Raw genomic sequence first — 11,356 nt, forward strand, 5'->3', positions numbered from 1 at the left:
CAAAAACCTCATGCTGATAGAGGATCTTTTCAATAATTTGTTGAGGACTTCCGATATTCATCACATCGTGTGGATCGTCTCCTTGCATAAATTGATGCTTAGGATAACCATGCCCGTTGATTAGCTGGAGACCGTGGTTGAGATAAGGATAAATTTCTTGTTGGGCTAGTTGGGTTGTTTCTGCAGTGTAGAAAAATCCTGCAGTTGCAACAGGAAGCGCTTCAGGATTAAAACCACTTTCTTTAGCTGCATTTCGATAAGCATCTATGGAAACTTTAAAGCTAGTAGCAGGACCTCCTAATGTTGCTAAAAACATTGGAACGCCTGCATGTCCTGCTTTGATCGCGCTTTCTGGACGTCCACCAACAGCTCGCCAAATTGGTAAAGAACCGTTTTGAGGACGTGGGATAACCTTTGCATCCTTCAATGGAGCACGAAATTCACCGCTCCAGTTTACGATCTCTTCTTTATTAATTTGAAGGAGTAGCTCAAATTTTTCTTCAAAGAGCTCTTCATAATCTCTCACGTTATAGCCTAACAAATCGAAAAGACCAACTCGGGAAGCCCTGCCAGCAATGATTTCTGTGCGACCTTTGGAAATTAAATCAATTGTAGCAAAATCCTCATAAACCCGTACGGGATCAGAGGTACTTATGATCGTAGAAGAGCTAGCAATTTTAAGTGTGTCCGTGGCTTGTGCTATAGCAGCCAAAACAACCGAATGAGCTTGTGTAGTAAAGTACTCCTGATGACTTTCCCCTACGCTAAAAAAATCTAGCCCTGCCTGCTCGGCTAATTTGGCTAGATCTATTATTTCGTTAAGTCGCTGAGCGGAAGAAATACGTTCACCAGTATGGGGATTAGGAATATGGTCCCCTAGTGTATAAAGGCCAAACTCTAAGCCTTTGCTTTGGTCTATTCTATAGTTTTGCAATTATCGTCACCTCTCCAAGTTTACAGTTTAAAAAAGATAAATAGTAAATTAAAGATACTAAAGAAAACTTTAAAATGGAAAGCTTTTGTCTTATCTAAAAGTGCTCTATCTTCAAAAAGAAAAACAAACTTATAAACAGCTTCTCCCCAAAAGAAAATATGTAGCTGCTCATTATAGTAAAAATTTAAACTTTCTCCACAAAGTTACACACATATTCAAAAATTTATAACATCTTTTTGGGAGAATGTAGATAATTTCTAAAAAGTTATGCACTTATACACATAGTTATCCCTATTATTAAATACTACTGAAAGTTATCCCCATATTAAGGATTTCACCAAACGTGTGACAAAATAATGTTGTTATATCTTTTTTACTATACAACGCTTGAGTTATATGTTTTCCTTATTTATTAGAAGAAACCAGTGGTGGCAAGACGAAACGTGGAGAACATAGAATATATTAAGAATGAACACTTTATACAAAATATTTATTGCTCTAACGTCAAAGAAACAGTAGAGGCAAGTTTGTTAGACAATCAGCTTTTGTACATGAACCAATTAGGTCCTATCAAACTAGAAGTAGCATTTGACCAGTATGATGATGTGGTTTCTCAACTAACAGACCGTTTACAAAATGAAGAGCTTGCAAGAGAAACAGTGAAGCAAGGGGCTTTTACATATAAACAAGTTCGCTATATAGCACAGGCTGGTCTTGTAGACGGACTAATCTTAGAGGAGTCAGGGCGAGTTCAGCTTCTAAATGAGTCGCTAGGCATGAGTGCTGCTGTTGCTTTTGCGCAAAGTACATGGAACGGAGCCACTCGTGAGGAAGCGGTAGAAAATGCGGTGTTCACTGGGTTAAATATAGTGGGAGAAGCAGTAGTAGATGAGGTACTGTCAAATGACATGCAGGATATTGAGCTAGATGATGCTTTTGAATTAGGGAGTGGCGTCAGGGGAGCTATTCGAAAAAATGGAGCGAAGGTTGTAGCAAAGAAAGCTGCTGGAAAGTTTACTCATAAGGCTATGATTGGCTCACTAGCAGCGAAAAAAACTATTCTACTACTAAATGCTAACGTGGTTACCGGTGCATTAGTAACTGGTATGCTTTCTACCTTAGACATTTCCCGAGCTATAAAAGGTGAGATGTCTAAAACACAGTTGTTTAAAAACATCACGAAAACAGCTGCAAATGTGGCAGGTAGTATAGGAGGTATGGCAATCGGTGCAGCTATAGGTGCTCTTATTCCATGGGGGAGTACAAGCACTGGGGCTCTAGTAGGCGGTATAGTTGGTTTAATCATCGGTAGTATCGTCACATCTAAAATTGCAAGTAGGATTTTAAATCGTTTTATTGAAGACGATGCAAAAGAGATGCTAGATTTATTCGAGGTACAGCTCGAGCAGCATGTATACAACCATTTGTTGAACGAAAAAGAGCTTCAAAATCTTTTGGATATATTTAAATCGAAATACAAAATCCCTAAATTATTACGACAAATGTACAAGTCTAATGATCGTGAACAGTTTGCAAGAGAGATAATTCAAAAAGAGCTTTTTAACATATACAGTAATCGCAAAAAGTTAAAGCTACCGACTATAAATGAAATCTATAAGGCTTTATTAGAAATGAGATAACAAAAGGCCATTGCTGAGAGCTTTTCAGTAATGGCCTTTTGTTATATAAAATGGATAGAGATTGATCGCCGACATATCACGATAGCCTCTATTTAAACTTCTTTGTTTCTCTCCGTAATTTCACAACCGTCATCTGTACAAGTTGCATCTGAATCAGTTTGAATATGCTGAAGAGGCGCGGTTTGATTTTCTTCCTCCCAAACTTTCTTCAATGTTTGGACGAAGGCTTCGTGAGGCTGCGCTCCAGAAATGGCATATTTTCTGTTGAAAACGAAGAAAGGCACTCCTTGAACACCGAGCTGCTGACCTTCTTGCTGATCCATTCGGACTTCATCTAAATAATCAGAGCTTGTTAGAACCTTGCTTGCTTCCTCACGATTTAATCCGACTTCGGTAGCTAAGTCTAAAAGAGTTTCGTGCTCACCTAGGAATTGAGATTCTAAGAAGTGAGCGCTTAAAAGACGTTCTGTTAATTCGCCACCTTTTCCTACCGATTCTGCATATTTCACTAAGTGATGCGCGTCTAATGTATTTGTTTGTTTCATTTCGTCAAATTGGTATGCCAATCCTACTGTTGCTGCATTAGCAATGACCTGCTCATTCATTGCCTTTGCCTGCTCAGGGGACATATTCATCTTTTTAGCAAGCATTTCATGAACAGTTACACTTTTATCGCTTGGTAGATGAGGCTGTAGCTCAAAACTTTTAAAGCTAACTTCTACTTTGTCTTTTTGATCAAACTCCTCTAAAGCCTGCTCTAAACGACGCTTTCCAATATAACAAAATGGACAAACAAAATCCGACCATACTTCAATTTTCATGAGTGTTCCCTACCTTCCTATTGATAGAGTTAATATAGCATAATTCATATAAAGAGCGGTCCTTGTTTGCTTAGAAACCTCTTCTTGAGGTTATTTGTTTAATCCATTTGTATAAGGGAATTTAACAGGTAACACACTCTGTTTAAAGGAGAGGATTAATATGAATAAAAATGTCGCAGAGGTTATATTAGACCAGCTATCCCTTTTAGGGGTTAAGCGGATTTACGGGGTGACTGGTGATACTATTATTGGTCTTTTGGACGCAATGGCCAAACAGGATAAAATCGAATTTATTGCTGTAAAGCATGAGTCTGTAGCAGCATTCATGGCTTCGGCGGAAGCAAAGATGACAGGTAGACTAGCAGTATGTACTTCTACAATGGGCCCAGGTGCAGCCAATCTTTTAAATGGTCTAGGTGATGCATATTCAGACAAGGCACCTGTATTAGCGTTAACGGGTCAAGCCGAACAAAAAGAAATGGGGACAGACTTTCAGCAATATGTCGATCAGCAGGAGCTATTTAAGCCATTTGCAGCATACTCAGCAAACTTAAATAGTGAGAATGCCATTGTTGATTTGCTTCAGAAGGCAGCTGAAATTTCTCTACAACAGAGAACAGTAACTCACATATCGGTGCCTAAAAATTTATTTGAAAAAGAGACTACTGTAAAAGCTAGACAACTCCCGAAAGTATTAGAGGGAACAGGCACCTTTGAACTAAATGATTTAGAAGAGGTAGCGGGAGTGATGAAACAGGCACGACAACCAATGATTTTAGCTGGTGCAGGAGCAAGAGGGGCAGCAGGAGATATAGCAGAGCTGGCTACGACTTGGGGAGCAGGAATTTTATTAAGTCTAGGTGGCAAAGGCATTTTTGAGGATGCTACACCTCATCTCATCCAAGGGATTGGCGAGGGAGGAAATCCCCATGCCCCAACGGTATTTAAAGATGCGGACGTAGTTCTAATAGCAGGAGCAACCTGGTGGCCAGAGGGATATGTGCCAGAGAATGCGACTATTATCCATATTGACCTTCACCTAGAGCATGCCAAGAAAAGAGTGGCAGCAGATTACGGGATTAAGGGTAAAACTGAGCAGGTTATTCCTCTTCTACTAGAAAGCATGAAGGGCAAACAGAAGAATGAAGAGTGGCTTAATCGCATAGAGGCAGTAAAAGAGAAATGGGCATATCAAAACGAACAGGAAGGTCAAATACAAGGATCTCCCGTTCATCCATCACGAATAGCAAGAGGACTAGAAAATACGGTAGCAGATGATGCAATCATTGCCTTGGACACAGGAGACGTAACAGTGTGGATGAATAGGAACTTCCGTCAAACTAACCAAAAGGTTCTTTTTTCAGGATATTGGCGTTCCATGGGCTTTGGTCTTCCTGCAGCAATTGCAGCAAAGTTAGAGCAACCAGAAAAACAAGTGGTAGCTGTAGTGGGGGATGGTGGTCTGGAAATGACATTGGCCGATTTACTGACCGCTACTCGTTATGAGTTAGATATAACTGTAGTCGTTTTTAATAATGGGGCCCTCCAAATGGAAAGCGACAAGATTAAAGCGGCTGGAAATAAAGAATTAGGGTCACACCTGACCAATCCAAATTTTGTGCAAGTGGCAGAGGCTTGTGGTTGGAAGGGGTACCGAGTGGAAGCAGATAACAATTTAGAAGAAATACTGAACAAAGCCCTCCAAACTAAAGGACCAGTATTAGTCGACGTATGGACCGAGCAAGCATTTTTCCCAGAAACCGAATAACAAAAAAAGAAGCCCTAGATAGGGCTTCTCAGAGTGTAGACAAAAGGGTTGGAAATCGAAACGATTTCCAACCCTTTTGCTACTATCACAGTTTACATTCTGGAAAAAGATCTAATTCACCTCTCGATTTTGTTTGTTTTACGCCATTTTTGGCGTTTTCCAGGTCCAGCTGGCCAACTTCTTAAGATTTAAGGCAGCAAAAGTTAGCATCGGCAAAGACACGTTCGATCATCTCTTTACGCTTCCCGTAAATTTCTTTCATTTCATAGTTATGACGTAAGTCCTCAGCTACATCCAAATAGTCTTGCCAGATTATGACGTAGAATCATCTTTTGTTTATTATTACTCTGCGTGCATTGGTTTGATTTTTCGTCATCATATCCATCCCCTCGTTCATTTTATAGGGGGCCCCGTTGATTGGAGCGAAGAACGGCGACTCCAGCGGGAACAGCGCGAGCTGAAGACCCTGGACTGAGCGCAGCGAGGGAGTTTCAAGGAGGGAAAACTAAGGACGTCACATCGTGTGACAACGTTTTCCTGACCAACATCCTGTTGGCCTAAGCCGTGCCCGCGGAAAGCGTCCGTTCGTAGCGGAAATCAACTCTTCCTCGCGTTACTTCTATTTTAAAAGGGAAAATCCACGTCTGCATGTGGTCAGACGTGGATTTAGTCACCAATTAAAACATTGGGAATACGTAAGAGATTAGGAACCAAAGGATACCAAAGAATATTATTAGGTAAGCAGCATACTTGATGAAGGTTGCTCCTACCATCCCAGAATCTGTTCGCTCTTCACGATGTACTTCTACGCGTTTTTCTTCTTCAGCCATGTTCACTCCCCCTCTCGCCGTATTTTTGGATATATATTTTAATTAGGAAGGTTAATAAATGATTACCCACAAAGAAATTTGAGTAAACCTATCACATATAAAATAAGTTGAAGGGCATAGAGTCCTGTATTAAAATGAGGTAAATTGGAGGTAATAAAATGACGACAGCATTGCCGAAATGCCCAAAATGCAATTCCGAATATACATATGAAGATGGCTCTCTTTTAGTTTGTCCTGAATGTGCTCATGAATGGTCCTTAACAGAAGAAGTAGGAGATACGGCAGAAGAGTTGGTGGTGAAGGACTCTAACGGGAATATCCTTCAGGACGGAGACTCTGTTACAGTTATTAAAGATTTAAAAGTAAAAGGGAGCTCTTCAACGCTAAAAATCGGGACGAAAGTAAAGAGTATCCGTCTAGTAGATGGAGATCATAACATTGATTGTAAGATAGATGGCTTTGGGGCCATGAAGTTAAAGTCTGAGTTTGTGAAAAAGAGCTAATATAGGTCTCTTCGTTTAGAATGCATCACAAGGCACTGAAGAAGCAAGTACGTCATTCATGTACTTGCTTTTTTTTATCTAGCCAGTTCTTATTTTTTATCCAATTTAAACAACTTTTTGAAAAAAGGTATCACTTTATGCAAGCGTTTGCATTATAATGAATATATCAAATACTTCTGATGGGGGTCGGAGAACATGAAGACAAATAAGGAGCCTTGGTGGAAACGAAGTGTAGTTTATCAAATTTATCCACGTAGCTTTATGGATTCAAACGGAGATGGAATTGGGGATATACAGGGGATTATTTCTAAATTAGATTATATACAGAAGCTAGGTGTCAACGTTATTTGGTTGAGTCCTGTTTTCGACTCTCCGAACGATGACAATGGCTATGACATAAGAAACTACCGTACTATTTTAGATGAGTTTGGAACAATGGAAGATTTGGATCAATTGATAAGGGAAGCAGAAGCGAGAGACTTACGTATAGTAATGGACCTTGTTGTTAACCATACCTCAGACGAGCATAAGTGGTTTGTCGAGTCCAAATCCTCAAAGGACTCTAAGTATAGAGACTACTATATTTGGAGGGAGGGGAAAGACGATTTGCCGCCGAATAACTGGGGCTCTGTTTTTTCCGGATCTGCATGGGAGAAGGATGAGGCGACAGATTCCTATTACTTACACTTGTTTTCTAAGAAGCAACCAGACTTGAATTGGGAGAATGAAATGCTCCGTAACGATATATATGAGATGATGACCTATTGGCTAGATAAGGGCATAGGCGGATTTCGAATGGACGTTATTAATTTTATTTCCAAGGTGGAGGGACTACCAGACGGAAAGGTTGGACAAGGACAGCTATATGGCGATGGAAGTCCCTATTTTATGAATGGTCCTAAAATCCATACATATTTAAAAGAAATGAATGAGCGTGTGCTCCAAAATTATGACGTGCTGACAGTAGGGGAGATGCCAGGAGCTTCTCCTAAGGATGCTCAGTTATATACGAATCCTGCAAATAAAGAAGTGAACATGGTATTCACCTTTGAACATATGGATTTAGACAGTGGACCTTTTGAAAAATGGGATGCAAAGCCACTGGATTTAGTTGCGTTAAAACACAATCTTGAGAAATGGCAGCATGCACTTCATGGGGTAGGATGGAATAGCTTATATTGGAACAATCATGACCAGCCTCGTGTTGTTTCTCGTTTTGGAAATGACCAAGAATATCGAGTTACTTCTGCTAAAATGCTAGCTATTTGTCTTCATATGCTACAAGGAACTCCTTATATTTATCAAGGAGAAGAATTAGGTATGACTAACGTTAGATTTGATAGTATTGAAGACTACAAGGATATCGAAACGATTAATATGTATAATAGTAAAATAGAACAAGGTATCCAAGAGGATGCTATTATGCGTGGTATTTATGCTAAGGGTAGAGACAATGCACGTACACCTATGCAGTGGACAAGCGATGGGGGATTTACGACTGGTACTCCGTGGATACAGATGAATCCAAATACTACTGAAATTAATGCTGAACAGGCGCTATCTGATTCCTCATCCATCTTTTATACGTATCAAAAGCTTATTGAGTTGAGAAAACAGCACGACATTATAACTTATGGAAGCTTTCATTTGCTATTTCCAAACGATCCAAAGCTTTTTGTATATAAGCGCCAAACTGAGAAGGAAGAATGGCTTGTCATCACGAATTTCTCAAATAGTACAGAGAAACTGCAATGGGCTAGCTGTGAGGTAGATGGTCTTAGCGGAAAAGTAATGATAGCTAATTACGACTCACAAGAAATAGAAGAACATGGGATAAATGTACGTCCCTATGAAGCAGTAGTATTAGCTTTGAAAGGAGATTATAAAGTGAAGAAGGTACTTGGCATAGATATTGGTGGAACCAAAATACGGATGGGCGTTGTGAATGAGACTGGAGAAGTCTTGGCTGATATAACAGTACCTACAGAGCTTCCCTTATACCCATATTTAGAGGAGCAGGTTTTAAAGATTAAAGATCAGTTCCCTGACATCTCAGGAGTTGGTATTGGAACCAGAGGAATGGTAGATGCTGAGACTGGAACAGTCACCTTTGAAAAGGAGCTGCCTGGCTGGGAGGGCACGCCTGTAAAGCCGCTATTAGAGACAGCTACGGGACTTCGAGTCGAGTTAAATAATGATGCGAACTGTGCTGCACTTGCAGAGGCACGTATTGGAGCAGGAAGTAACTTTTCAAAAGTAGTTTGTGTTACGGTTGGTACCGGTCTTGGCGGTGGCTTTATATTTGATGGTCAGGTTATGAATGGTGCGAATGGTGGAGCTGGAGAAATCGGACATCTCATTTTATATCCTAACGGGTTAGTTTGTGGTTGTGGACGACCAGGCTGTAGTGAACAATACGTATCAGGAACCGCATTAAAGAGATTGATTAAAGAAGAGCATGTGATTGATCCGACTACTGGAGAATTGGCTATGCCCCATACTTTATTTAAGCTAGCTACTCGGGAGATTGAAAGTGCAAAACGTGCAAGAGATCGTTTTATAGCAGACTTTGCAATTGTTCTTTCTACCCTTCAAGCAGTAATTGATATGGATTGTATAGTTATTGGCGGTGGCGTTTCGGAATCTGCCGATGAATGGTGGGACTTGCTAATCGAAAAAGTAAAACCATTAATGCTTAAACCAGTTGAAATTAAACGAGCACAATTTGGTAATGAAGCAGGTATGCTTGGTGCCGCAATGCTTGTTGTATAAATAAAATGCTTTGTCTCTTCCGGGACAAAGCATTTTTTTTAAAGAAAAATGGAGAATCGGTCGGTTAAGTCAAATAATCGGTCGGTCACACTGAAAAATCGGACGGTTCCACAGTATATAGGAAAACTCTACTGAAATATGAAAAACTGTAGCCCCCAACTTGGAGGCTACAGTTTTAATATCCAGGCTTTTTAAGAATCTTAAAGATATTTCGCTTATAGTCTTCTACTCCTGGCTGATCAAAAGGATTAATGTCCAGCAAGTAAGCACTATACGCACAAGTCATCATGTAGAAATATAATAAGTGACCAATATGCTCTTCATCTAGCTGTTCCATCGTTAATGTGATTTGAGGAACACCACCATCTAAATGGGCAGAGGCAGTCGCTTCGTGACATGCCTTATTGAAATCGTGTAACGTCAGACCGCTTAAGTAATTTAGCTCATCGCGGTTATCATCTGCTTCAAAGACGGTTAGATCATCTGAAACCTGTTCGACCATGAGGAATGTTTCAAATAGCATACGCTTACCATCTTGGATGTATTGTCCTAATGAATGGAGGTCCGTTGAGTACAGTACGGAAGCAGGGAAAATACCTTTTCCTTCTTTTCCTTCACTCTCTCCAAATAACTGTTTCCACCATTCCTGGACATACTTCAGCTTCTCGTCAAAGGTAGCCATTATTTCCACAGGATATCCCTTACCGTATAAATGATTTCGGATGACAGCGTATTTAATAGCCGCATTCGAATGAACATCCATCACTTGAAATTCCTCTTCAGCTTGTTTAGCTCCTGCTATCAATTGCTCAATATTATGCCCAGCTGCTGCGATTGGTAATAGGCCAACTGCTGTAAAGACAGAATAGCGGCCACCTATATCTTCTGGTACTACGTAGCGCTTGTAGCCCTTTTCCTTCGCAAGAGACAATAGAGCACCTTTTTCCTCGTCTGTAGTGACGATGATGCGAGCGGCAGCCTCTTCGCCGTAGCGTGCTTCCATGTACTGGCGTAGGAATCGGAAAGCAATAGCCGGTTCGGTTGTCGTGCCCGACTTAGAAATAACATTTAAAGTTACTTCCTTAGAGTCTAAGTAAGCAATCAATTGCTTTAAATAAGCACCACTAACTAGCTGTCCCGCGAAGATAACTTCTAATTGGTTGTCCTTTTGGAATGGAGTAGCGAGTGATTCTAGAACTGCTTTGGAGCCTAGGTAAGACCCCCCAATCCCAATGACAACTAATACATCTGAATTAGAGCGAATATGCTCTGCGGTTTGCTTTATATCTTGTAAAAAAGCTTGCTGAGTGGAGCTTGGCCAATTTACCCATCCTAAAAAGTCAGATCCTAATCCTGTTTTTGACTGGATAAAATCATGAGTAGCCTCTAGTTTGTTATGTAATTCTTCTGTAAGGAGGCTTTGGTAATCCTCTGAGTAATTAACGGAAATTTTCATGAAGTACCCCTTTATTTTACATATTTTAATGACTTAATTTTACCATATCCATTGGGAAAAGTTAAAAAAAGCTATCATTATATTTATTCTTCCTGCTATTGGCCGAGTTGACTCCAATACTACTTGTATATATTGAGAGTAGAAGCTAAAGAGGAGGATAAAAATGAAGATCCAGCAAATTGACTTGTGGGTATCTAACTTAGAGGAAATGGTCATCTTTTACCGAGATACATTAGAGTTTCCTTTAAAGTTATGGAAAGATACCGAGGCCACATTTCAAATTGGGAATAGTTTACTTAGATTTATGAAGGACAGTGAAGCAGAGGATACTTTCTATCATTTTGCTTTTAATATACACTCAAATATGTTTTCAAAAGCTAAATTATGGCTGCAAGAACGTGTAACGTTATCTATAGAGGAAGGGAAGGATGAGGTAGAATATAGTGGTCATTTTAAAGCAAAGTCCTGCTATTTTCAGGATCCGGCAGGAAACATTGTGGAGTTTATTGCAAGAGAAGCAATTACACCAAAATCGAATGCTATTCACTTCACTTCAAACAATGTTATTGAAATTAGTGAAATTGGATTAACTACCCATAATATCATTGAGTTCGCAGACAAAATAATGGAAC

At 39.9% G+C, this 11,356-nt stretch carries 9 protein-coding genes and 2 pseudogenes; 6 read left to right on the forward strand and 5 right to left on the reverse strand.

Translation table 11 applies throughout. The features are described 5' to 3' along the window. On the reverse strand, window positions 1–934 hold a 934-nt coding region (locus tag AC06OU_RS05405), incomplete at its 3' end, for an LLM class flavin-dependent oxidoreductase (protein WP_475854465.1). A 428-nt stretch (window positions 935–1,362) separates the two neighbouring features. Here AC06OU_RS05405 and AC06OU_RS05410 point away from each other — a divergent pair. Then, window positions 1,363–2,574, forward strand: coding sequence for a glycine zipper family protein (locus tag AC06OU_RS05410; RefSeq protein ID WP_475854466.1), 1,212 nt, complete (start codon window positions 1,363–1,365; stop codon window positions 2,572–2,574). 92 nt (window positions 2,575–2,666) lie between these two features. Here the strand turns inward: AC06OU_RS05410 and AC06OU_RS05415 are convergent, their stop codons facing one another. Beyond that, entirely contained in the window at window positions 2,667–3,395 is a 729-nt protein-coding gene (locus AC06OU_RS05415; protein ID WP_475854468.1) for a DsbA family oxidoreductase, read from the reverse strand. Between the two features lie 160 nt (window positions 3,396–3,555). On the opposite strand from AC06OU_RS05415, the gene AC06OU_RS05420 reads away from it, so the two are divergent. Continuing rightward, a complete protein-coding gene (locus tag AC06OU_RS05420; RefSeq protein WP_475854469.1) occupies window positions 3,556–5,163 on the forward strand; it encodes a thiamine pyrophosphate-binding protein in 1,608 nt (535 codons plus the stop codon). Window positions 5,164–5,301: 138 nt separating this feature from the next. On the opposite strand, the pseudogene AC06OU_RS05425 reads toward AC06OU_RS05420, so the two are convergent. Further along, window positions 5,302–5,525, reverse strand: a pseudogene (locus tag AC06OU_RS05425) (transposase); the annotation flags it as partial. Window positions 5,526–5,840: 315 nt separating this feature from the next. Next, window positions 5,841–5,993, reverse strand: a complete 153-nt coding sequence (locus AC06OU_RS05430; protein WP_169358358.1) for a hypothetical protein — start codon at window positions 5,991–5,993, stop codon at window positions 5,841–5,843. Window positions 5,994–6,151: 158 nt separating this feature from the next. On the opposite strand from AC06OU_RS05430, the gene AC06OU_RS05435 reads away from it, so the two are divergent. The 3 genes and pseudogenes from AC06OU_RS05435 (at window position 6,152) to AC06OU_RS05445 (ending at window position 9,268) form a co-directional block, all read left to right on the forward strand. Next, window positions 6,152–6,496, forward strand: coding sequence for a zinc ribbon domain-containing protein YjdM (locus AC06OU_RS05435; protein ID WP_169358359.1), 345 nt, complete (start codon window positions 6,152–6,154; stop codon window positions 6,494–6,496). Window positions 6,497–6,691: 195 nt separating this feature from the next. Next, window positions 6,692–8,371, forward strand: a pseudogene (locus AC06OU_RS05440) (glycoside hydrolase family 13 protein); the annotation flags it as partial. A gap of 12 nt (window positions 8,372–8,383) precedes the next feature. Beyond that, window positions 8,384–9,268 (forward strand): ROK family protein, encoded by an 885-nt coding sequence (locus AC06OU_RS05445; protein ID WP_475854474.1) that lies wholly within the window; start codon window positions 8,384–8,386, stop codon window positions 9,266–9,268. A gap of 175 nt (window positions 9,269–9,443) precedes the next feature. Here the strand turns inward: AC06OU_RS05445 and AC06OU_RS05450 are convergent, their stop codons facing one another. Then, the gene (locus tag AC06OU_RS05450; protein ID WP_475854471.1) at window positions 9,444–10,724 is read right to left on the reverse strand and encodes a glucose-6-phosphate isomerase; all 1,281 of its coding nucleotides are present in this window, start codon (window positions 10,722–10,724) and stop codon (window positions 9,444–9,446) included. Between the two features lie 163 nt (window positions 10,725–10,887). Here AC06OU_RS05450 and AC06OU_RS05455 point away from each other — a divergent pair. Further along, window positions 10,888–11,356, forward strand: a 469-nt coding sequence (locus AC06OU_RS05455; protein ID WP_475854473.1) for a VOC family protein, incomplete at its 3' end; no start/stop codon positions are given.

The organism is Psychrobacillus sp. (genome assembly GCF_056205495.1).

Coding starts and splice junctions, on each gene's coding strand:
- AC06OU_RS05450 (WP_475854471.1), bottom strand. CDS start 10,724: ATGAAAATTTCCGTTAATTACTCAGAGGATTACCAAAGCCTCCTTACA.
- AC06OU_RS05415 (WP_475854468.1), bottom strand. CDS start 3,395: ATGAAAATTGAAGTATGGTCGGATTTTGTTTGTCCATTTTGTTATATT.
- AC06OU_RS05420 (WP_475854469.1), top strand. CDS start 3,556: ATGAATAAAAATGTCGCAGAGGTTATATTAGACCAGCTATCCCTTTTA.
- AC06OU_RS05430 (WP_169358358.1), bottom strand. CDS start 5,993: ATGGCTGAAGAAGAAAAACGCGTAGAAGTACATCGTGAAGAGCGAACA.
- AC06OU_RS05435 (WP_169358359.1), top strand. CDS start 6,152: ATGACGACAGCATTGCCGAAATGCCCAAAATGCAATTCCGAATATACA.